Genomic DNA, 21,824 nt, shown 5'->3' on the forward strand with positions numbered 1-21,824 from the left:
AGGTCTGGCCCTCGACCTTGAAGAGCATGACGTCGATGGCCTTCTCGAAGGGCGGGATGGCGTCGTCGTCGCGGTAGGTGGCGCCCGCGAAGAGCGCGAGCTCGCGCAGGCTGATACCGTAGCCGCTCTCGATGGCGGCGAGCGTGCCGTAGCGCACGCAGGTGCGCACGACCGAGCAGATGCAGGCGAGGGACCCGCAGGCGGCGCCCATCCAGGCGATGTCGTGGTTGCCCCACTCCACGTCCACGGAGGGGTGGTGCTCGATGGTGTGCATGACCTTGTCCGCGTGCGCGCCGCGGTCGAAGACGTCGCCCACCACGTGGAGGCGGTCGACGGCGAGCCGCTTGATGAGGTTCGCGAGCGCCTCGATGAAGTCGTCCGCGGCGCCCGTGTCCACCACGGACTCGAGGATCGACTGGTGGTAGGCGTGGCGGACCTTCTCCTCGTCGCGCGTGGCGTGCATGAGCTCGTCCATGATGTAGGCGTACTCGGCGGGCATGGCCTTGCGCACCTTGGAGCGCGTGTACTTGCCGGCGATCCAGCGCGCGAGCCTGACCAGGCGATACAGGTTGTCGAGGTACCACTGGCGGTCGAGGGCGCCGTCCAGCCGCGTGCGCTCGACCTTCTCGCGCGGATAGTAGACGAGGGTGCGGAGGTCGGCCTGCTGGCGTGCGTCGAGCTCGGGCGAGAAGATCACGCGGATCTGCTCGCGGATGACGCCGGAGCAGTTGTTGAGGATGTGCTGGAAGGCCTCGTACTCGCCGTGGACGTCGCTGATGAAGTGGTCCGTGCCGCGCGGGAGCGACAGGATGGTGCGAAGGTTGATGATCTCGCTCATGGCGGCGCGGCGGTTGGGGAAGCGCTGCGCGAGGAGGCGCGAGTACCTGAGGCGCTCCTCGCGGTCGGCCTGCGTCGCCTGGGTGCTTACGGATGACTGCTGCTTGGATGCTTGCGGCATGCGACTCCTCACCTTGTGGCCCTGAGCTGCGGTTATTGCCAGCACGTGGTTGATGGATGCAATTAGTTTCTGATTTCATACATCCTAGTGGCTGGCGCTCGGTTGGCGTCCGGCACTTCCGGAGGCGGATGCGTTGGCGCGGTGGGCGTGAGCCGGGTGGTGTGGCGGAAGTTTTTCTGGCCCGCGTGCACCGGAAGGAGGCTTGAGTGTACTTTGGAGCTGCCGCCGCGCCTCGTGGACGTGTTCGAAGTGCCCACAAGCCCCTTCAAATGAGCGGGAGGAGGGTTTGAGTGTGCTCTGGACGACCTGGCGGCAGCTTTGGCAAGCCGTGTGAGCCTCTGAGGTGAGATCGAAATACACTCAAACCCCGATTGCGTGCACGGGTGGCGAAAAACTTTCTGGGGCGGGCACGGACGGCCCCGAAACAGAATCGCGCCCCCGCGCAAGGTAAGTGCGCGGGGGCGGGCGCGGGGGTTCCGCAAGGCTGGGCGTGCGTGGTTTGGGGCTTACCGGGTCGTTACAGCGCCGCAAGCGCAGCCAGGACCGCGACCGTGAGGGCGGCTCCCAGGATGCTCAGGCCCTCGTATCCGGCGACCATGCCAAGGCCGCGAAGGAACCCGCTGGTCTGACGGTTGAGCGTCGTTGCTGACATGATGACCTCCCATCCGCGCTCGTTTACTTTCCAATTACATATTTCCACGCCCGAGCTGGCACTAGGCACGCGTGCCAGGGCGCTTACCTGCGCGTGCAGGAAGCTGATGATTCCGTTACAGTTGCGTGCACTGGCGCTTACGATGCGCTCGCGGCACGCGAAGGCGCCGGATACTACAGGGTTGTGACGAGTCGGCGCGGCTTCGCGGGCGGGTCCCAGACCCCCGTCGCGCGTGCTACGGTTACACGTTGTCTGTGCGTAAGGGGGCGAGATGCGGACGAGAAGGACGTGGCTTCGCGTGCTGTGCGCGCTCCTTGTGGCGACGTGCTGCTTCTTCGCGTACGGCATGGCCCACCCTCTGCAGACGGGGCCCACGTCGAGCGCGGACGGCACCAACGCAGATTCGCTGTACTCCTCGGAAGACTTCCGCACCGTGCTCAGGAACTACGGCCTCGGCGTGAGCTCCTACGCAAACGTGAGCAAGATCGTGCGCGAAAGCTACGTGATACCCGGCCTCAAGGTCACGCGCACCTTGGACGCGGACGACAACCTGTGCAGCTGCACGACCATGACGCCGCAGGGCGTCTGCGTTGCGGGAAGGTACCTGCTCGTGTCCGCGTACTGCCGCGCCCACGCGCACAACTCCGTGATCTACCGCATCAACCGCAAGACCCACCAGCTCGACGGTGTGATCGTGCTCAACGGAAAGCCGCACGTGGGAGGCCTGGCCTACGACGCGCGCCACCACCGCCTGTGGATCTGCGGCTACCAGGAGGGCAAGCACGGCTGTGCCACGGTGAGCTCGATCGAGCTCAAGGCGTGGGAGAAGTACGACGCCTCCCGCGCCAAGGCACCGTGCCGAATCGAGCGCACGTACCTCGTCCGCACGCTCAACCACGCGTCGTTCCTGACGGTCTATTCCGGCAAGCTGTACGTGGGCGACTTCACCGGCGCGCGCAAGTCGCGCACGACCATCCAGGCGTTCGACATCGAGTCCGACGGCGGCCTGCGCGAGGCCGACAAGGACGAGGTCCTGGGCGAGCTCGAGCGCTACCGCAACGAGGGTCAGCTCGCGGCCGAGCAGGGCTGGGACGCGGACGAGCTCGGCATGATCAACGTGCGCAAGTCGCGAGTGCTCAAGAACCTCATCAAGCGGGTCGGCAAGACGAGCGGCGACATCCTCGACCCGGTGGACGGTGCGCTCATCAACGGCCAGGCGCAGGGCATGGGCATCGTGGGCGACCTCTGCCTGCTCTCGCAGTCGTGGGGCAGCCGCGACAGCTACCTGCGCGTCATGTGGTGGGGCGGTGGCGCGTGGAGCCACGACCTGCGCAACGACCAGTCCTGGGCCACGTTCGTGCTGCCGCCCATGCTCGAGGAGATGGACCTCTATGGCGGCAAGCTGTACCTGTGCTTCGAGTCCGCGGCGGCGGGCTACCGCTGGGAGCCGATCGCCAAGGTCGATCGCATCGTGGTGTGCGACGTCCACGACGTCCTGGGCTCGTAGCGGCAGGTTCCTGCGTCCCGATTACGCGGGCGAGAAGGGCGGCCGCCCTTCTCGCCCGGCATAGCGTGGGTGCGGCATGGGCGCGCTACAGGCAGGCGTCCTCGATCATCTTGCGGAGCTCCTGGATGCCCTGTCCGGACTGCGACGACGTCACGAGCATGCGGCCGGGGTCAATCCCAAACTGGCGCGCGAGCGCGGCCCTCTGCTGCGTCTGCTTGCTGCGGCTGAGCTTGTCGGCCTTGGTGAGCGCCACCACGTAGGGCAGCTCCGCATCCGCCAGGTAGGCCAGCATGTCGCGGTCGAGCTGCTGCGCGTCGTGGCGGATGTCCACGAGCGAGACCACCAGGTTGAAGCTGCGCTCCTGCTCGAAGTAGCCGCTTATGAGGTTAGCCCAGCGCTGCTTCTCCGCCTGGGACACCTTGGCGAAGCCGTAGCCGGGCAGGTCCACAAAGCGCACGCCGTCCACGTCAAAAAAGTTGATGTTGGCGGTCTTGCCCGGCTGGCTCGACACCTTGGCGAGCGACTTGCGGCCGATGAGCTTGTTGAGGAGCGACGACTTGCCCACGTTGGAGCGCCCCACAAAGGAGACCTCGGGCGCGGTGGGCTCGGGCAGCTGCGCGATCGTTCCGTACGATGCCTCGAAGCGCGCGTTTTCGTACTTGAGCCTGGCCATGTTCACTCCTTGCGTGGGGGACGTCCGGTGGCCCGGCACGCGGCCGAGCTGCGTAGATTCTACCCGAGCCTATCGCGCGCGGGGCAGTCGGGTAGACTTCTACCCAATACCCCCAACCACCCGCGCCGGCCCCCGGGCCCGCGTCGTCATCCCGATAGGAGCCCACATGGACATTCGCGAGCAGGTCCACCAGATGAAGCTCGAGGCGCCGGCCATGGCCGCCTCTTCCATCGAGCAGCGCAACCACGCGCTCGAGCTGGTGGCGCAGGCGCTCGAGGCGCACAAGGACCAGATCTTTGCGGCTAACGAGAAGGACATGTCCGCCGCGGCCGAGGCCGGCGTGGCACAGACCGTCCAGAAGCGGCTGCGCTACGACGAGGACAAGCTGCGCGACGGCGTGGCGGGCCTGCGCCAGCTGGTGGGGCTTCCCGACCCCGTGGGGCGCGTGCTTCTGGACCGCGAGCTGGACGCCGGGCTCGAGCTCAGGCGCGTGACCTGCCCCATCGGCGTGATCGGCGTCATCTTCGAGGCGCGCCCGGACGCGCTGGTGCAGATCAGCTCGCTCTGCGTCAAGAGCGGCAACTGCGCCGTGCTCAAGGGCGGGCGCGAGACGGCCAACACCAACCGCGTGCTGTTCGACGTGATCCACGAGGCCGTGGTGGAGGCGGGACTTCCCGCCAGTTGCCTGTTGCAGGCGGAGCTCCACAGCGAGATCGACGAGCTGCTGCAGTGCGACCAGGACGTTGACCTGCTGATCCCCCGCGGCTCCAACAAGTTCGTGCGCTACATCATGGAGCACACCAAGATCCCCGTCATGGGCCACTCCTCGGGCGTCTGCCACGTGTACGTGGACGCCGCGGCGGACCAGGACATGGCGGTGCGCGTGCTGGTGGACGCCAAGACGCAGTACCCCGCCGTGTGCAACGCGGCCGAGACGCTGCTGGTGGACCGCTCCATCGCGGCGGAGTTCCTGCCCAAGGCGGCCCTCGGCCTGGCGGAGCGCGGCGCACGCCTCCGCGGCACGGCCGAGGTGTGCGACCTTCTGTCCCACGTGGAGGGCATCCCCGCGGTGGAGCCCATGTCCGACGACGAGTTCAGCACGGAGTACGGCGACTACGTCATGAGCTGCAAGGTGGTGGACGGCGTGCGCGAGGCCGTGGACCACATCAACCGCTACGGCTCGCACCACACGGACGCCATCATCACGACGGACGACGCGGCGGCCGAGTACTTCATGCAGATGGTCGACTCCGCGGGCGTGTACCGCAACTGCTCCACCCGCTTTGCCGACGGCTTCCGCTACGGCTTTGGCGCCGAGGTGGGCATCAGCACGGGCAAGCTGCACGCACGCGGCCCCGTGGGGCTGGACGGCCTGGTCACGTACAAGTATCGCCTGGTGGGCCACGGCGACATCGTGGCGCCGTACGCCTCGGGCGAGAAGAGCTTCCACTACCGCGACCTGGCGTAGCACCAAGGAGCGGCCGCGTGCCGACTGCGAGCGTGAATGCGAACGCGCCCGGGCCCCGCTACGAGGGGTTCCGGGCGCGTCTTTTACCAGGTGGCGAACTCCACGTTGTCGAGCGACCAGTGGACGTCGCGGATGTAGTCCTGCAGCGCGGCGCCGTCGCCCTTCTCGAACAGCTCGAGCATGTGGAGATGCTCCTCGTTTGCCTTGCGCATGTTCTGGAGTGCCTGGGGGTCGTCGCGCTGGTAGGACCGCGACGAGAGCTGGCTCATGAGCTCGCCCAGCGCCTTGATCAGGCGGGCGTTGCCGCAGCGGTCGATGTAGTGCTGGTGGAACTCGCGCTGCAGGTCGTAGTAGCGCGAGGTCAGGCCACCGGCAATGGCAAGCTCCATCGACTCGTACAGAAAGCGCATGTCCGCAAGGTCGTCGGGCCCCATGTTGGGAACGGCGAGCAGTGCGGCGCGCCCGTCGAGCGGCCCGAGCATCTCGAAGACCTCGCGGGCGCTCGCCTCGTCAAAGCTCCTCACGCGGAAGCCGCGGCGGGGGATGCCCTCCAGGTAGCCGTCCGCCTCCAGCTGGATCAGCGCCTCGCGCACGGGGGTGCGGCTGACCCCCAGGGAGTCGCACACGGAAAGCTCCACGACCTTCTCGCCCTCCTGGAGCTCGCCGCGCTCGATCCGAGCGCGAAGCTCGTCGTACACCCGCTGCTTCAGCGACTGGTGACTTCCCGTTGCCATGATTGCCCCTCTCTGCTCAAACAAATTGTATACAAAGTACGAAGTAAGTACAAGCCATCCAATGACCCCTGTGGTTGCCGTTTGTGTCAGCAAGGTAACCGCTCGTAAAACACAAGAAGTCACCGTGTGAAATAGCTTGACCAACTCGAATTGTATTTTGTATACATAAAGCAGCAAGCAGGCAGGGGAGAAGGACGTCCCGCACGCCCGGAAGCCCGGTGCCAACGTCACAGCAACGGAAAGGGGTTCCACCATGGCAGCAAACTTCACCCACGCAATCGTCCGTCGCCCGTCCCACTCGGTAATCGACGGCATCGCCGACTTCACCAACAAGGGCAAGCCCATCTACGAGAAGGCCATGGAGCAGCACGACCAGTACGTGGAGGCCCTCAAGCAGGCCGGCCTCGAGGTCACGGTCCTGCCCGCGCTGGAGGACTACCCCGACTCCGTCTTCGTGGAGGACACGGCCGTCATCACGCCCAAGGGTGCGATCTCCGACCGCCCCGGCGCGCCGACCCGCCGCGAGGAGGCCGCGCTCATGCTCCCCACGCTGCACGAGTTCTTTACCGACGACCAGATCAAGGTCATCACGGACCCCGGCACGCTCGAGGGCGGCGACGTCATGATGGTGGACGACCACTACTACGTGGGCCACTCGCAGCGCACCAACGACGAGGGATACCGCCAGTTTGCCGGCTTCCTCGCCGAGTGGGGCTTCACCTCCGAGCAGGTGCCCGTCGAGCACATCCTGCACCTCAAGACCGGCGGAACCTACGTCGAGGACGGTAACCTGCTCGTGAGCGGCGAGTTCAAGACCAAGCCCGCCTACCACCGCGGCCAGTTTAACCTCTTCGAGGTTCCGGACGAGGAGGCCTACGGTGCCGACTGCGTGCGCATCAACGACTACGTGGTCATGGCGAAGGGCTACCCGCGCGTCAAGGCGCAGCTCGAGGCCTGGGGCTACAAGATCATCGAGGTCGAGATGACGGAGTTCGAGAAGATCGACGGCTCCATCACGTGCCTCTCGCTCCGCTGGTAGGAAGGCCTTGGGGGTGGGTGCCGCGTGCGGTGCTCGCCCCTCTCTTTTAGAGAAAGGAGCAGCGCATGTCAGACGCTGCAGAAACTCAGTCGGAAGAGCGTCCGGGTGGCATCGGCTTCTTCGGGCTCGTGGGACTCGTCGTTAGCTCGTGCATCGGCACGGGCGTGTTCGCCCTCACTGGCCAGCTTGCGGCCGTGGCCTCGCCAGGTGGCGTCCTCGTGTCCTGGCTCATCGTGGGCGTGGGCTTCCTCATGCTGGCCTTCTCGCTCAACAACCTCGTGGTCAAGAAGCCCAAGCTCAGCAGCATCTACGCCTACGCGCGGGAGGGCTTTGGCCCGTTTACCGGCTTCATCTCGGGATGGGGATACTGGCTTTCCGCCTGGCTGGGCAACGTGGCCTTCGCGACCATCCTCGCCTCGACGATCGGCTACTTCTTCCCGTACTTCCTTCCGGGCAACAACATCGGTTCCATCCTCATGGGCTCGATCATCAATTGGGTCCTTGTCGCACTAATTATCCGTGGCGTCGAGAGCGCTTCGTTCCTCAATGCGCTCATCATGGTCGTGAAGGTCGCGGCGCTTGCCGTGTTCATCCTGTTCTGCGGCGTGAGCTTCCGCGCGGGAGTCTTTACGGCCGACTTCTGGGGCAACGTCTACAACAACGCCGTTGCCGCTGGAACTGCGGGCAAGGGCGCCGTCTCGCTTGGCGGCCTGTCCACGCAGATTCAGAACTGCCTCATCACGATGATGTGGGTCTTCATCGGCGTCGAGGGCGCCAGCGTCGTCACGTCCCGCGCCCGCAAGCGCTCCGAGGCGGGCACGGCTACGGTCGTCGGTCTTCTCATCGTGGTTGCCGTGTACCTGGGCGCGTCGCTCCTGCCCTATGGCGTCATGCCGTACACGGAGGTCGCCAAGCTCAGCAAGCCCGCAATGCTCTACGTGTTCGAGAAGGTTGCGCCCGGCTGGGGCGGCGCGTTCATCGCAATCGCGATGCTGATCTCGGGCTTTGGCTGCTGGCTCTCGTTCACGCTGCTTCCCGCCGAGGTGACCCAGCGCATGGCGGACGACAAGCTCCTGGGCTCCTGGTGGGGCAAGCTCAACGCAAACCGCGCGCCGCAGAACTCCCTCGTCGTGGTGGGCATCTGCACCCAGCTGTTCATGATCTCGCTTCTCTTTACCGAGGACGCCTACAACTTCGCGCTGTCCATGTGCACCGTCTCCATCGCCATCACGTGGGCACTTGCCGCGGCGTACCAGGTCAAGCTCTCCGCCGAGCGCCATGAGGCCGGCCAGCTGGTCATCGGCCTCATTGCCACCGTGTTCCTGGTCGTGGGAACCGTCCTCAGCGGCTGGACCTACCTGCTCATGTGCTGCCTTGGGTACATCCCTGGCCTGTTCTTCTATGCGGCCGGCCGCAAGGAAGCGGGCGAGAAGGTCTTTGGCAAGCAGGACGTCGCCGTCGCAGTCGTGATCGTGATTGCGGCTGTGCTGGCCGTGGTCCTCATCGCGATGGGAGTCATCACGTTCTAGCGTTGCGTGCTGCTCGCCGGTTATGACTGACGATGCGACAACCATACAAATGGGGCCTGGCGGGGAAGCGTCCTCGTCAGGCCCTCTTGCGTTTGCGAACGTTCGCTATCCCTCGCTGGGAAACTCCACGCTCATGACCTGCGCCCCGGGGCGCACCCTGCTCGCCCACGGCATGCGGGGCTGCAGCGGGGTGACAGACGCCAGGTCGTCGGGGTTCGTCACGGTCATGACCACCAGGTCGTCCTCGCCCTCGCCTCGCAGCGTACGGCGGTCCCACGCCACCAGCGGGTCTCCCATGTGGACGGAGTCGTTCTGCCATGCCAGCTGCCTAAAGGCCTTGCCTTGGTAACGCTGCGGGGCGTTGCCTACCGTCATCAAAATCTGCACGCCGTCGAAGGTCATGATGCCGATGGCGTTGTGCGAGGGCAGCTGCGCCGTGATGCGGCCCGTCACCGGCGCGTACAGCATGCCGTAGGTGGGGCGGATGCACACGCAGCGGCCCTGGGCAGCACATGCGGGTTCGTTCTGGCGTACGTGCCCGGGTGGGACCAGCCTGCCCGCGGCGGGGGAGAAGAGCTTCCCGCGCTGCTCCGCCGGCACGTCAAGCGTCACGTAGTCATGGTCCGCGTCGCTCTTTGCGTGCGCGTCATGGTCGACGCGCGACACGAGGCCGTTGATCTTCTCGCCCATGTAGCTGAGCTTGAGGAGGATGCGGTCGGGGTCGTCCATGTAGATCTGGTCCAGGTAGCCCTTGATGCTCATGGCGTCCGCCGCCGTGCCCGTGGTCTGCATTGCCGTTCCCTCCGACGCTTCCTGCCTGCAACCGTACGGTATCGCGGGCGGGGCGTCGCGGGTGGTTCAGGAAGCGGAGCGCTCCAGATTCTGACCCACGGGGCGGGCGGCGGTCGCTACTGGCACATGCCTGCGGCGACCAGCGGTGCGGCGTCTACGTTTGCGGCGAATTGCCGCCTGGCTGGAACTGCGCGTCGTAGCGGCGGGCGTAGGCCGTGAACAGCCGGTCGAAGAGGTAGGCCACGCCGTACGAGGCGTACATCCTGTGCAGGGGGCTGGGGTCGCTCGCGTTGCGGGCCATGAGCAGCGTGGTGTCGAACAGCCGCGTCAGCTCCGGCGACTGCGTCGCTGTGACGTACACCTTGAACGCGCCCGAGTCCTGGATCTGCGCGCGCTGCCTGCGGACGAAGGCCCCGGAGGTCGAGACGGTCAGCAGCAGGTCGTTGGGGCCCAGCTCGCGCACCGCGTCAGCCGCCGGGCTGGACTCGGTGATCAGCTGCACGATCCTGCCCTCCACGGCCATGGCGCGCTGGAACTCCACCAGGCTCATGCTGGACGAGTCCGCGGAGAAGAGCACCAGCTGGTCGCAGCGGCGGAGCGCGTCCAGCACCACGTCCACCTCGCGCGTGCGCATGAGCCCGTCGATCTGGCCGTAGAGCGCGTCGAGGTCACGCCGCAGCTCGTGCGAGCCCGACCCCTCGAGCCGGGGATATGTCAGGAAGTAGTGGCGGAAGAGCTCCCACTCGCCGCTGCTGGCCTTGATCTCGCTAAAGTTCTCGAACCCGATGGACTGGCAGAAGCGTCGGACGCCCGAGCGCGACACGTAGCACGAGTCCATCACGTCGTAGATGTTGAGCCGGTCCAGCCGGTCGAAGTTCTGCAGGAAGTAGCGCGCCAGCGCATAGGAGGTGTCGTCGCGGTCGTTGTCGTTGAACACGGCAAAGAGTGACATCAAGAGGTTGAGGCGTCCTTCTCGCATGCGTCCTCCCTTGGCTGGCGTGGGTGGCCTGGCCCGGTGGGGTGGCCTGGCCCTGCGGTCCCTGTGGCTAGTTTGCCACTTTGGGTGGCGGCGGGGCGCGAGGCCTTGGAGCGATGGCTCGGCTGTGGCCGGAGGCGTGTGGGGGAATTGTGAGTTGATTAGTAACGTATAGAAACCTCTACGTAGAGGTAAAAGCAGAGCAATAGTTCGCGGACCGTGTGTCCCATCAACTACCAGGCGCTTCACGAGTGCCTGGCGGCGTGGGGCACGGACGATCAGCGCGCGGCCGCGAGGCTGCTGTGTGCGTACTGGGACGCCGGACGGTAGGGTGCGTTCTTCTCGACAGATAAATTTAAATGCAAGGAGGCAGACATGCTACGCAAGGTGACCAAGACCGTGAAGGGCGTTCCCGCGCAGGACGGCGCGGGCGTCAAGCTGACGCGCGTGCTGGGCAACTGGACCGCGCGCGAGTGGGACCCGTTCCTCATGCTGGACGCGTTCGACTCGACCGACCCTGACGACTACATGGCGGGCTTCCCCATGCACCCGCACCGCGGCATCGAGACCGTGACGTACGTTGCGCAGGGCACTATGGTCCACCAGGACCACCTGGGCACCAAGGCGACCGTGACCGACGGGGAGGCGCAGTGGCTCACGGCGGGCTCGGGCGCGTTCCACTCCGAGATGCCCGGCCGAGCGCGGCGCTTTCTGGGCGTGCAGCTGTGGCTGAACCTTCCCGCGGCGGACAAGATGACCGCGCCGCCGTTCTACCACGGCATCACGCGCGACCAGATACGGGAGATCGACCTGGGCGGCGCCACGCTGCGCCTGCTGACCGGCAGCTATGGCGAGGCTCGCGGCTTTGAGGGCAGGTACCTGCCGCTCGACTACTACGACGTCCACATGGACCCGCACGCGGACGTGACCCTGGATGTGCCGGGAGAGCGCACCATCATGCTCTTCACCCTGCAGGGCGAGGCCGAGGTGAGCGGCACCCACGTGGGCCCGAAGACCGCCGCGCGCGTGGGCGAGGGCGACCAGGTGCGGCTCCGGACCGGCGACGCACCGGCTGAGGTGCTGCTCATGAGCTCCGTCCGCCTGGGCGAGCCCATCGCGTGGCTCGGTCCCATCGTGATGAACACGGACGACGAGCTGGTGCGGGCCTTTGGTGAGATCGACGCGGGCACCTTCGTGCGGCAGGAGGCCGGCTACGACGACCGCGGGTGAGAAGGGCGACTTGGTGAGAAGAAACCCCTTGCATCGCGTGGTGGTGGGTATAGTATCTATTACTGACATATGTCAGAAATACAACACGCGAGATTGGATGGCCAGATGGCGGGACGCCGCAAGAAGGTCAGGTACGTGGGGCTGATGCCGGAGTACGTGGGGTTTGCGCCGGAGGGCGCGGGCTCGAACGCCGAGGCCACGGTCACGCTCACGCTGGACGAGCTCGAGTCCGTGCGGCTGATCGACCTCGAGGGAGCGAGCCAGGCGGACGCCGCCCAGGCGATGGGCGTGGCGCGCACGACGGTTGCCGGGATCTACGAGCAGGCAAGGCGCAAGCTTGCCGACGCCGTGGTGAACGGGAAGCGCCTTGTGGTGAGTGGTGGGGACGTCGAGTTCTGCCCCGCCACCACGAACCCCCTGCACGGCTGGCCCCAGGACGAGGGGGAGAGGATCATGAGGGTTGCGGTTACCTATCAGGACGGACAGGTCTTCCAGCACTTTGGAAGGACCGAGCAGTTCAAGGTGTACGACGTCGAGGACGGCAAGGTGACCTCGTCCTCCGTGGTGGGGTCGAACGGCGTCTCGCACGGCGCGCTCGCGGGGCTGCTCGCCCAGGGCGGCGTCGACGTGCTGATCTGCGGCGGCATCGGCGGCGGCGCCATGAACGCGCTCGCGGGTGCCGGCATCGAGGTCTACCCGGGCGCGGAGGGCTCCGTGGACGAGGCTGTGCAGGCCTTCCTGGCTGGCACGCTGCCGCAGGTTGACGGCGTCACCTGTGGCGGACACGAGCACGGCGAGGGCTGCGGCCACGGCCACGAGCACGGTGAGGGCTGCGGCCACGGTGGCCATGGCGGCTGTGGCTGCCACTAGGGGCGGCTGCGGCTACCTGGCCTCCTCGCAACCCTCGACGTCGCGCATCTCCTGGCGGACGACCTCCTGCAGGTGACGCTCCGCCGTCGCGATGGCGTCGCGGTCGCCGGTGGCCTTGGCCCTGCGGAAGGCGTTCATGGCCGAGAGGAAGTCCGCCTCGGAGGCCGCGTCCTTCTCGCCCGCGGAAGCCTGTGCGTCGAGGTTGGCCGTGGGGTCGGACGAGCTCGTGACCTGCGCGGTTGCCGCGGAATCGGGAGCGTTGGGCGCGGCTTGTGCCGCATCCTCCGCAAAGGCGGTCTTGCGGCCCTGCTGCGCGAGCTCGGCCTTGAGCTTGTCGACGAGTGCCCTGTCGTTCTGGTCCATCGCGTCCTCCGTTCGGGTGTTTTACGGACCCATGCTAGCGCAAGCCGTCGGCTTGGGCGAATGGGGGCGCTGTGGTGGATTGGCGCATGCGTGCGGATTGCGTTGGCGGCCCTGTAGAATGGGTATCTCTTTCGCAGTGGCGGCGCGGTGCCGTCCGCGTGACTTGGAGGTGTGAGGGATGGCCAGTCTGATGAGCTGCCTGGTGGCCGTGGGGTTCCTGTGGCTCATGCTCAAGCTCATAGGGTTTGGGCTTCGCGTCCTGGGGTGGCTGCTGTATGGCTTCCTGGTCGTGGGCCTGGTGCTACTGGGGCTCATGACGCTGCCCGTGCTGCTCGTGATGGGCGTGGGTCTGATCTGGGGGATCCTGCGCGGCATCGGCCTCGTGCACTAGGGGCGGCGACCGTTGTCGACGGCGGCTGACAAAAGAAGGAATTGATCGACTTGCGGTTCCCATGCGTGACGCATGGGAACCGCGTTTTTTCACGCAAGGGTTCCGGAATCCATGCGTGGCGCATGGGAACCGATGGCGGCCTGTGGCCGTGGGCGCGGGCGCCGCGGGTCGGCTGCGGCTACGCGCCGGCCTCGCTTGCCTGCAGGTCCTCCGCAAAGCCGACCTGGTAGCGGCTGAAGACGGCCTCGCCCTCCTCCTGCGTGGCGTCGAGGTCCACGTCGGCGGAGATGCCAAAGTCGCGGTCGTCGTCCGGGTCGTGGAACATCTGGCGCACGTGCCAGACGTGGCGGCCGTGGGAGTCGCCCTTCTCGTCCGACTCGTTGATGGAGAGGAAGGCGGAGGAGCGGGCGTCCGCGTCCAGGAGGATGTCGTCGTGGGCCTCGCGGTAGGCGTCGAGCGCCTGCGACCAGCGCGCCTGACGCCAGCCCCAGTCCGCGTCGATCGCGCCGAGGCGCTCCGTGTCGCCGACGGCGGCAAGGCGCACGCGCGAGAAGAGCGCGTTCCTGACCAGCAGCGTGAGGCCGCGGCGGTCGTGCACGACCTCGTGCGCATCCGTGGGTGCGGCGGGGGCGTCGGGCGCGGCGGTGCCGGCGGCGGACCACTCGTCCACGAGGCTGGAGTCGACGGTGCGCACGACGAGGCCGAGCCACGCGACGATGTCGCGCAGACGGTCGTCCAGCTTGTCCTCCGGCACGGTGCGCGAGAGCACGCGGTAGGCATCGGACAGGTAGCGCAGCAGCAGGCCCTCGGAGCGCGCGATGCCGCAGCGCTGCACGTAGCCCTTGAAGTCCGAGGCCGTCTCGACCATGTCGCGCAGGATGGACTTGCAGCTGAGCTCGTAGTCGCGCGCCCAGGGGACCTTCTCGCAGTAGCGCTCGAACGCTGCGGTCAGCAGCTCCTCCAGCGGCTTGGGATAGGTCACGTCCTGGATGCGCTCGATCCTCTCGTCGTACTCGACGCCATCGGCCTTCATCTGGGCCATCGCGACGTCGCGCGCCTGGCGCTCGAGCGCGCGCAGAATCTGGGGCGGGTCCTCGAGCGTGGACTCCACCATGGAGATGAGGTCGAGCGCGTAGGTCTCGCTCTGGGGGTCAAGCAGTTCGAGCGCCGCGAGCAGGAAGGGCGAGAGCGGCTGGTCGAGCGCGAAGTCCTCTGGCAGGTCGACCGTGGCGGAGTAGGAGGCCGTGCCGTCCTCGGCCACGTCGCGCACGACGACGCCCGCGTCCATCAGGGTCGCGAACACCTCGTTGGCGCGGGTGTCCAGGCGGAGCTTCTCGTCGTCCGGCTGGGCGGAGTCCGCTATGAGCTGGTGCACGCGCGCGAAGGCGTCCCCGCCCTGCTCGACCTCGGCCAGCACCATGGAGTGGCTCACGCGCATGCGTGGGCGCAGCTTTTCCGGCTCCGCCTCGATCAGCTTCTGGAACGTGGCCTCCTTCCAGCCCACAAAGCCCTTGGGAGGCTGCTTGGTCTTTATCTTGCGGGCCTTCTTGGGGTCGCCGCCCGCCTTGGCCAGGGCGCGCGCGTTCTCGATGTCGTACTCCGTGGCCTCCGCGATCACGACGCCCTCGGTGTCGAAGCCTGCGCGGCCCGCGCGCCCGGCGATCTGGTGGAACTCGCGCGCGTTGAGGTGCCGCATGCGGCGGCCGTCGAACTTGGACAGCGCCGTGAGGATGACGGTGTGGATGGGCACGTTGATGCCCACGCCCAGGGTGTCCGTGCCGCAGATGACGGGCAGCAGCCCCTGCTGCGCGAGCTTCTCCACCAGCAGACGGTAGCGCGGCAGCATGCCGGCGTGGTGCACGCCCACGCCCGTGAGCAGCAGGCGGCGCAGCGTCTTGCCAAACGTGGTGGTGAAGCGCGTGCCCGCGATGGCCTCCTTGATGCGGGTGCGCTGCTCCTTGCTGGACACGCCAAAGCTCGCGAGGGCCGAGGCGCTCTTGACGGCGGCCTCCTGCGAGAAGTGCACGATGTAGAGCGGCGCCTCTCCCGCGTCCAGTGCGATCTTGACGGTCTGCTCCAGCGCGGTGTCCACGTAGCGGTACGTGAGGGGGACGGGGCGCGGCGCGTTGGCGATCGTGTCCACGGGGTGCTCCGTCATGCGCTCGAGCGACGCCGCGATGTCCGTGGTGTCGCCCAGGGTGGCGCTCATGAGCAGGAACTGCGCGTGCGGAAGCGTGAGCAGGGGTACCTGCCACGCCCAGCCGCGGTCGCGGTCGCCGTAGTAGTGGAACTCGTCCATCGCGACGCAGCCCACGTCCGCATTGGCGCCCTCGCGCAGCGCCTGGTTGGCCAGGATCTCGGCCGTGCAGCAGATGACGGGCGCGTCGGGGTTGAGCGTGACGTCGCCCGTGATCATGCCCACGTTCTCGCGGCCGAAGAGCTCCACGAGGTTGAAGAACTTCTCGCTCACCAGGGCCTTTATGGGGGCGGTGTAGTACGCGCGGCGGTCCGTGCAGATGGAGATGAAGCACATGCCCAGCGCGACCATGGACTTGCCGGAACCCGTGGGCGTGCCCAGGATCACGTGGTCGCCGGAGGCGATATCCAGGAGCGCCTCCTCCTGGTGGTCCCACAGCGTGATGCCGCGCGACTCCACCCAACCCAGGAAGAGCTCGAGCGCGTCCTCCGGGTCGATGTTGGCGTAGCTCTCGTCGTCGGGCCAGGGAACGAGCCTGCCCAGCGACCCCTGGCCGTTGGGACCCTCGTCCGCCACGGCCACGTCCACCTCGGGAACCTCGTCTGGTCTCATGCTGTCTGACATGCGTTGCAACTTTCTGGTTTGGGTACGGGTGCGGGGCCGCGGCCCCGCGGACCTACCATGTTAGCGGTTGTCTTGCGGCTGGGGCGGTGGTCCTTCTCGCCCGTGGCTAGCGGCGCGCGCCGGTACGGAGGTTGCGGCGCGCCCAGCGCGGGTTGTTGAGCGCTGGACGCCCGATGCCCACGAGGTCGCACGCACCCCGCGCCATGAGCCGTCGCGCGTCGTCCACGTTGCGGATGCCGCCCGCGAGCATGGTCGGTACGTCAAGCCCCGCCGAGGCGAGCGCCTGCCGCACGGGGGTCGACACGCCCGCGAACCAGCCAGACTCCAGCGTGTTCCGCCGCGTGTAGTAGCACATCCCGCCGGAGACGGAGATCATGTCCACGCCATGCTGGGCGAGAAGGACGGCCGCCTCGCACGCGTCCGCCACGGTGGTGCCGCCCGGCAGGTAGTCGCAGCCGCCGAGCCTGACGGAGACGACCATGCCCTCGACCTGTGCGCGCACGGCGTCGAGCGCCTCGAGCGTGATGCGAAGGCGGTTGGCGAGCGGGCCGCCGTAGGCGTCCGTGCGGTGGTTGGTGAGGGGCGAGAGGAACTGGTCCAGCAGGTAGCCGTGGGCCGCGTGGAGCTCCACGCCGTCAAAGCCGGCCAGGCGCGCGCGACGGGCTGCCTGGCCAAAGGCCTCCACCACGCGGGCGATGTCGCCCTCGTCCATGGGACGGGGGAGGGGGTGGCCCACCTTGGCGCCCGGGCAGTTGATGCCGCTGGGGGAGAGCGCCTGCTTGCGCGTGAGGCGCCAGCCCGTGGCCGAGCCGGCATGGCTTATCTGCACGAACACGGGTGTGTCGTGCTCGTGCACGACGGCGGCCTCTCGCGCGAGGCCGTCAACGTCCTCGTCGCTCGCGATGGAGGCCTGACGCGCCGTAGCCCTGCCGTCCGCGCTCACGAAGTGGTGGCCGCACTCGACCAGGCCCCAGTACCCGCCGGACGCGCGCTCGGCGTAGTGGTCAGTCAGGCGCTCGCCCACGCTACCATCGGTCTCCGCGCGGCCGCTCGCCATGGGCGCGAGCGCAAAGCGGTTGCGCAGGCGCAGGTGGCTGTCGCCGCCACAGCGGCCCAGCTCGAGCGGGGCAAACGGGTCCGCGTCGCCGGCGCCAGCAGCGGCTCCGGCCGCACTCTGGCCCGCGCCCGCAGCCACGGGTGCCGCGTCCTTCTCGCCCGCCACGCTAGTGCGCGTCCTGGCCGGCGGCCTCGCCCACGCCCTTGAGCGCGGCACGGCTGGGGACGATGTCCTCCGGCTCGTCAAAGCTCACGATGAGCTTCTCCAGCTCGCGGACGTAGGCTCGCGCGAGCTCGCTCAGACGGCGCTGGCTGTGCACGATGTAGCCAACGTTCATGACCTCGTCGGTCTGGATGGGGACGGACGTGATGCCGCTGAACATCTCGTCCGAGCGCACGCCCGTGGAGATGAGGTAGCCGTCGCAGTGGCTGAGGATGCCCGTCATGGTGGCGCGGTCGCTCACGGTCACGCGGCGCGTGTGGGCAAGCTCGCTCAGCGGCTCCTCGGAGAGGTAGAGCGAGCCCTCGGGCCCCTGCTCGAAGTCGTAGCGCATGTAGCCGGCCAGGTCGTCCACTGTGACGGAGGGCTTGGACGCCAGCGGGTGGCCGTCGCGCACGAAGACGTGCGGCCGCGCCTTGAAGAGCGACGTGAACACGAGCGAGCCCTCGTCCAGGCGACGGCGGATCACGGTCTCGTTGTAGTGGCTCAGGTAGAGGATGCCGATGTCGCTCCGGAACGTGCGCACGTCGTCGATAATCTCGCTCGTGCGCGTCTCGTGCAGGCTGAAGTCGCACGAGCGGTCGCTCCAGCTCTGCAGGAAGCTGATGAACGCGCGCACGGCAAACGCGTAGTGCTGCGTCGAGACGGACATCCGCCGCTGCGACGAGTTGCGCTCCGTGTAGTGCTCGCGCAGCAGGTCGGCCTGCTCGACCACCTGCCGCGCGTAGCCCAGGAACTCCACCCCGTCCGACGTGAGGCTTATGCCCTTGCTCGAACGGTTGAAGATCCTGATGCCCAGCTCGCCCTCGAGCTCCTTCACGGCGACGGACAGGCTCGACTGCGAGATGAAGAGCTTCCGCGCCACGGAGTTCATGGAGCCCATCTCGGCGATTGCTATGACGTAGCGGAGCTGCTGCAGCTGCATGCGCGGCCTCCCGTGGGGCGGTGGTTGGTAATAGTCAAAAACGATAGCCAACCGCGCACCCACGGCGCGTCACGGGGCGAGAAGAACACGAAGCCTTTGCATGCGTCCCGCCATGCGCGCGGCCCGGCCTGGCACGTGGCGCCGGCATTTCCGGACGCTACTCGTCCTTGGGCAGCTCCATGTAGATCGGCACGGCGTTCTGGTCCGTCATGACCCAGTCGAGGTCGGCTTCGGACTCGGGCGTCTCTCCGGCGAGCTCGATCAGCTCGGCGTAGGTGATGACCCTGCCGTCGTCCTGGAGGAGGAACGTGTCATCGGGCTTGGGCTCGTTGAACGGGCGCTTGTCGGCTTCGTTGGTGCTCATGGCGGTTCCCTTCGTGCGTCGTGGTTGGTGAGAGTGGATTCTGCACGAGACTTGGCAGTTGCGGGTCTCGTGAGAATAGATTCTAAGTTTTATTTGCTTTCAAAGCTAGTGACGCTAGACGTCTGATGCGTCCGTCTCTTGAGAATAGGATTCGTGAAACAGCACTCGTTCCACGAGACTAGGGCTTCGTTCCTGGTGGAGAAGAACGAGGAGTGCTGCCCGGACCATACCCATGCATGGAGGCTCGAGGGGAGGGCGACGGCATCCGTGAGCGACGGCGTCGACAACAGCGTCGAGGGCGCGAGGCACCAGAACAACCTGCGCGCGTGCAGGGATGCCGCCGGCCTGAAGCAACCGCAGGTGGCCGCGGCGCTCGGCGTGAGCGGCAAGGCGGTGAGCTCCTGGGAGACAGGCCGTGTGGAGATGAAGGCCGACCACATCCTCGACCTGGCACGGCTCCTGCACTGCACGCCCAACGACATCCTGGGGTACGAGGGCGAGTCCGAGGGCGTGCGCGGGCGCGACTACGAGGTCCGCGCGACCGAGGAGGAGTACATCCGCATGTACGTGAACCTTGCGCCAAACGTGCGCGACGCGCTGCACACCATGCTCGAGGCGACCTCGAAGGTCCGCCGCCCCCGGTAGGGCCCAAGGCAAGGCGGGCGTCCTTCTCGCCCGGGCGCTCCCATGGTGCGTGGCCTGGGGCTAATCGAGGACCTTCTCCATCGTGACCTTCTGCGGCACCATGCCCATGGCCTGGTAGAACTTCTGCGCGCCGGGGTTGCAGCTCCACACGTTGAGCGTGACGTTGTGGAAGCCCTCGCGGCGCGCGAAGTCGATCACGTGGTTGTAGATCGCGGTGCCCACGTGCCTGCCGCGGGCCTGCTCGTCCACGCAGATGTCGTCGATGTAGAGCATCGTGATGTCCGGCGTGTTGTTGCCGCCCCAGCTCTGCCGCACGCAGAACGCGTAGCCCAGCACGCCGTCCGCGTCGTCCGCGGCCACAAAGATCGGCCGCTCGTCGTCGTGGACCATCCGGGCCAGCTCGTCGGCCGTGTACTTGGTGGCGCCGTGTATGAAGAGGTCGGGCCTCCCGTCCGCGTGGACGTTGCACACCTGGACCAGCAGGTCCAGGATCTTGGGGATGTCCTTCTCCTCCGCGCGACGTACCTGCATGGGTCCTCCTTCGGTCGGTGGGGCGCCCGCCCCGTCATCCTTGCTGCGCGCGCTCCTGCACAAAGCGCACGAACTCGTCCTTCTGCTCCGCGGTCTTGAGACGGGCCGTGTACATCTGGTTGCCCATGTCGTTGGAGAGGGCGTCCGGCATGCGCTCGCACATGACGATGGCGTCGCCGTAGCGCGCGAGCACGTCCTCGTGGGAATGGGCGTAGGCGTGGCAGTCGCGGCGGCCGGCGTACACGCAGTAGTAGCGGTCCGCGGACTCGGGCACCACGCGGCGGTCGCACGTGACCATGTCCGCCCAGATCTGGTAGACGTCCGTGGAGTGGGCGAAGTTCATCATGTCCGGCGTGTAGCCCCCGGGCGGGCGGCTGTTGACCTCGAGCCCCACGTAGTCGCCCTTGGCGCCCAGGCCCGGACGGTCGCGGTCGAGCCGGAAGAACTCCAGGTGCACGAAGCGGCTCCTGAGCCCCATGGCAAACGCCGTGGCGCGGCCCAGCTGTCGCAGGATCGGGTCGACCGTGGGGAGCGTGCAGTACCAGAGGTCGAGCCCCTCCCTGGCGATGCGCGCCATGGAGGGCGGGAACTGCGTCATGTTCTCGAACAGCGGCAGCCCGCGCGAGTCGAGTATGGCGTCGTAGCTGCAGATGTCGCCCGTCACGTACTCCTCCAGCACGTAGGGGACGTCGCCCACGCGTGCGAGCAGCGCCTCGAGCCCCTCTCTATCGGATACCTTCTGCGCGCCGATGGAGCCCACGCCGCGCTCCGGCTTGGCGAACACGGGCCAACCCACGCCGCCCTCGCCCTCCACAAACCGGAGCGCGTCCTCCAGGGTGGTGAGCCGCACCTGCCGCGCCGTCGCGACGCCCGCCCGCGCGTAGCCCAGCTTCATGTCCGCCTTGCTCTGGAGCGAGAGCATCCGCTCGCGCCCGGGGCCCGTGGTCACGTTGAAGTCCGTGCGGAGCGCCGCGTCCTGCGCGAGCCAGTACTCGTTGTTCGACTCGATCCAGTCGATCTTCCCGTACTTGTAGCTGAAGAACGCGACCGCCTTGAACACGCTCCCGTAGTCGCCCAGGTTGGGCACCCAGTAGTACTCCGTGAGCGCGGCCTTGAGCCGCTGGTCAAGCTGGTCGTACGGCGTGTCGCCGATGCCCAGGACGTTGGCGCCGTTGCGGTGCAGGCGGTCGCAGAACTGCCAGTACGTGTGGGGGAACTGCGGGGATGTGAATACGAAGTTCACGCTGCTCCAATCTGGCGGTTGCCTTGCCGCTGTCCGGCGCCGCGGCGCGCGATGCGGTTGCGACGATGATAGCAGTGCCGCGTTGCGGGCGTGTGACCTGGCACCTCGCGACGGGGGAGCGCGGCCGCAGGCGGGAGGGACTGACGCGGGCGAGAAGAACGAGCCCCGCGCCTTATGACGAGGCGTGGGGCTCGGGACCAATCTTGCCTGCGACCTTGCGAACTAGCGGGTCTTCTTGCGGGAGGACCTCACGCTGGTCTTGGTGGTCTTGGCGGCGGACTTGGTTGCGGCTGCCTTTGCGGCGGTCGCCTTGGTGGCCGCGGGCTTGGCGGTTGCCTTGCGGGTCGCTGCCGGCTTCTTGGTGGAAGCGGTGGCCTTGGGGGCCTCGGCCTTGGCTGCGGGCTTGGTAGCCGGCTTTGCGGCAGCGGTCTTGGTGGGCTCGGTCTTCTTGGCGGCGGGCTTAGCCGCAGGCTTGGGCTCTGCCTTGGTCGCGGCTGCCTTTGCGGCAGGCTTGGCAACGGTTGCCTTGGTGGCAGGCTTCTTGGCTGCAGGTGCGGTGGCGACCTTCTCGGCTGCCTTGGGCTCGGCCTTCACGGCAGCGGCCTTGGGGGCAGCGGTGGCCTTCTTGGTAACGGCAGGCTTTGCGACGGGCTTTGCTGCGGCCTTGGGCTCCGCCTTGGCGACAGGCTTCGCGGCCGTGGCAGCCTTCTTCACGGGAGCGGGCTCAGCCTTCTTTGCAGGTGCCGGCTTGGCGGCAGGCTTTGCGGCGACCTTCGGCTCTGCCTTCTTTGCAGCGGCCTTGGGAGCGGCGGCCTTGGGCTCGGCCTTCTTCGCGGC

Annotated in this window: 22 protein-coding genes; 8 read left to right on the forward strand and 14 right to left on the reverse strand. The window is 67.3% G+C overall.

Annotated features, from left to right (window positions below; genetic code table 11):
* The coding region (locus tag ACI38Z_RS08415; protein WP_439789748.1) for a fructose-bisphosphatase class III at positions 1-958 on the reverse strand (958 nt) is incomplete at its 3' end.
* Positions 959-1,475: 517 nt separating this feature from the next.
* The gene (locus ACI38Z_RS08420; protein WP_439789749.1) at positions 1,476-1,610 is read right to left on the reverse strand and encodes a hypothetical protein; all 135 of its coding nucleotides are present in this window, start codon (positions 1,608-1,610) and stop codon (positions 1,476-1,478) included.
* Between the two features lie 271 nt (positions 1,611-1,881).
* Between ACI38Z_RS08420 and ACI38Z_RS08425 the strand changes: the two genes are divergently transcribed.
* Positions 1,882-3,117, forward strand: coding sequence for a hypothetical protein (locus ACI38Z_RS08425; protein ID WP_439789750.1), 1,236 nt, complete (start codon positions 1,882-1,884; stop codon positions 3,115-3,117).
* A gap of 85 nt (positions 3,118-3,202) precedes the next feature.
* Here ACI38Z_RS08425 and yihA read toward each other — a convergent pair whose 3' ends face one another.
* The gene (yihA, locus tag ACI38Z_RS08430) at positions 3,203-3,790 is read right to left on the reverse strand and encodes a ribosome biogenesis GTP-binding protein YihA/YsxC (RefSeq protein ID WP_439789751.1); all 588 of its coding nucleotides are present in this window, start codon (positions 3,788-3,790) and stop codon (positions 3,203-3,205) included.
* 166 nt (positions 3,791-3,956) lie between these two features.
* Here yihA and ACI38Z_RS08435 point away from each other — a divergent pair, with 166 nt between their 5' ends.
* Complete coding sequence (locus tag ACI38Z_RS08435) at positions 3,957-5,258, forward strand: glutamate-5-semialdehyde dehydrogenase (protein WP_439789752.1); 1,302 nt, start codon at positions 3,957-3,959, stop codon at positions 5,256-5,258.
* Between the two features lie 83 nt (positions 5,259-5,341).
* On the opposite strand, the gene ACI38Z_RS08440 is transcribed toward ACI38Z_RS08435, so the two are convergent.
* Positions 5,342-5,992, reverse strand: coding sequence for a GntR family transcriptional regulator (locus ACI38Z_RS08440; RefSeq protein ID WP_439789753.1), 651 nt, complete (start codon positions 5,990-5,992; stop codon positions 5,342-5,344).
* A 253-nt stretch (positions 5,993-6,245) separates the two neighbouring features.
* Here ACI38Z_RS08440 and ACI38Z_RS08445 point away from each other — a divergent pair, with 253 nt between their 5' ends.
* A complete protein-coding gene (locus ACI38Z_RS08445; RefSeq protein WP_439789754.1) occupies positions 6,246-7,031 on the forward strand; it encodes a dimethylarginine dimethylaminohydrolase family protein in 786 nt (261 codons plus the stop codon).
* A gap of 65 nt (positions 7,032-7,096) precedes the next feature.
* Positions 7,097-8,560 carry a basic amino acid/polyamine antiporter gene (locus ACI38Z_RS08450; RefSeq protein WP_439789755.1) on the forward strand — a complete coding sequence of 488 codons (1,464 nt, stop codon included), beginning with the start codon at positions 7,097-7,099 and terminating at the stop codon, positions 8,558-8,560.
* 105 nt (positions 8,561-8,665) lie between these two features.
* On the opposite strand, the gene ACI38Z_RS08455 is transcribed toward ACI38Z_RS08450, so the two are convergent.
* Positions 8,666-9,352, reverse strand: a complete 687-nt coding sequence (locus ACI38Z_RS08455; RefSeq protein ID WP_439789756.1) for a PTS sugar transporter subunit IIA — start codon at positions 9,350-9,352, stop codon at positions 8,666-8,668.
* Between the two features lie 154 nt (positions 9,353-9,506).
* Positions 9,507-10,331, reverse strand: a complete 825-nt coding sequence (locus ACI38Z_RS08460) for a MurR/RpiR family transcriptional regulator (protein ID WP_439789757.1) — start codon at positions 10,329-10,331, stop codon at positions 9,507-9,509.
* A 372-nt stretch (positions 10,332-10,703) separates the two neighbouring features.
* On the opposite strand from ACI38Z_RS08460, the gene ACI38Z_RS08465 reads away from it, so the two are divergent.
* Positions 10,704-11,558 carry a pirin family protein gene (locus tag ACI38Z_RS08465; RefSeq protein WP_439789758.1) on the forward strand — a complete coding sequence of 285 codons (855 nt, stop codon included), beginning with the start codon at positions 10,704-10,706 and terminating at the stop codon, positions 11,556-11,558.
* Positions 11,559-11,663: 105 nt separating this feature from the next.
* Entirely contained in the window at positions 11,664-12,428 is a 765-nt protein-coding gene (locus tag ACI38Z_RS08470) for a NifB/NifX family molybdenum-iron cluster-binding protein (RefSeq protein ID WP_439789759.1), read from the forward strand.
* Positions 12,429-12,440: 12 nt separating this feature from the next.
* On the opposite strand, the gene ACI38Z_RS08475 is transcribed toward ACI38Z_RS08470, so the two are convergent.
* On the reverse strand, positions 12,441-12,791 hold the full coding sequence (locus ACI38Z_RS08475) for a hypothetical protein (protein ID WP_439789760.1): 351 nt from the start codon (positions 12,789-12,791) through the stop codon (positions 12,441-12,443).
* Between the two features lie 178 nt (positions 12,792-12,969).
* Between ACI38Z_RS08475 and ACI38Z_RS08480 the strand changes: the two genes are divergently transcribed.
* Entirely contained in the window at positions 12,970-13,182 is a 213-nt protein-coding gene (locus ACI38Z_RS08480) for a hypothetical protein (protein ID WP_439789762.1), read from the forward strand.
* A 178-nt stretch (positions 13,183-13,360) separates the two neighbouring features.
* On the opposite strand, the gene ACI38Z_RS08485 is transcribed toward ACI38Z_RS08480, so the two are convergent.
* From ACI38Z_RS08485 to ACI38Z_RS08500, 4 genes are all read right to left on the reverse strand, one after another.
* Positions 13,361-16,003 (reverse strand): DEAD/DEAH box helicase, encoded by a 2,643-nt coding sequence (locus ACI38Z_RS08485; RefSeq protein WP_439789763.1) that lies wholly within the window; start codon positions 16,001-16,003, stop codon positions 13,361-13,363.
* A gap of 106 nt (positions 16,004-16,109) precedes the next feature.
* Positions 16,110-17,225, reverse strand: coding sequence for a tRNA-dihydrouridine synthase (locus ACI38Z_RS08490; RefSeq protein WP_439789764.1), 1,116 nt, complete (start codon positions 17,223-17,225; stop codon positions 16,110-16,112).
* Between the two features lies 1 nt (position 17,226).
* The gene (locus ACI38Z_RS08495) at positions 17,227-18,204 is read right to left on the reverse strand and encodes a LysR family transcriptional regulator (protein ID WP_439789765.1); all 978 of its coding nucleotides are present in this window, start codon (positions 18,202-18,204) and stop codon (positions 17,227-17,229) included.
* Positions 18,205-18,361: 157 nt separating this feature from the next.
* Positions 18,362-18,568 (reverse strand): hypothetical protein, encoded by a 207-nt coding sequence (locus tag ACI38Z_RS08500; RefSeq protein ID WP_439789766.1) that lies wholly within the window; start codon positions 18,566-18,568, stop codon positions 18,362-18,364.
* Positions 18,569-18,721: 153 nt separating this feature from the next.
* Here ACI38Z_RS08500 and ACI38Z_RS08505 point away from each other — a divergent pair, with 153 nt between their 5' ends.
* The gene (locus ACI38Z_RS08505) at positions 18,722-19,213 is read left to right on the forward strand and encodes a helix-turn-helix transcriptional regulator (RefSeq protein WP_439789767.1); all 492 of its coding nucleotides are present in this window, start codon (positions 18,722-18,724) and stop codon (positions 19,211-19,213) included.
* A 60-nt stretch (positions 19,214-19,273) separates the two neighbouring features.
* On the opposite strand, the gene ACI38Z_RS08510 is transcribed toward ACI38Z_RS08505, so the two are convergent.
* The 3 genes from ACI38Z_RS08510 to ACI38Z_RS08520 all read right to left on the reverse strand — a co-directional run.
* The gene (locus ACI38Z_RS08510) at positions 19,274-19,744 is read right to left on the reverse strand and encodes a GNAT family N-acetyltransferase (RefSeq protein WP_439789768.1); all 471 of its coding nucleotides are present in this window, start codon (positions 19,742-19,744) and stop codon (positions 19,274-19,276) included.
* Between the two features lie 34 nt (positions 19,745-19,778).
* Positions 19,779-20,987 carry an ATP-grasp domain-containing protein gene (locus ACI38Z_RS08515; RefSeq protein ID WP_439789769.1) on the reverse strand — a complete coding sequence of 403 codons (1,209 nt, stop codon included), beginning with the start codon at positions 20,985-20,987 and terminating at the stop codon, positions 19,779-19,781.
* Positions 20,988-21,209: 222 nt separating this feature from the next.
* Positions 21,210-21,824: hypothetical protein (locus tag ACI38Z_RS08520; RefSeq protein WP_439789770.1), on the reverse strand; the 615-nt coding region annotated here is incomplete at its 5' end.

Origin of the sequence: Parafannyhessea sp. (genome assembly GCF_051876455.1) — a bacterium.
Lineage (GTDB): Bacteria > Actinomycetota > Coriobacteriia > Coriobacteriales > Atopobiaceae > Parafannyhessea.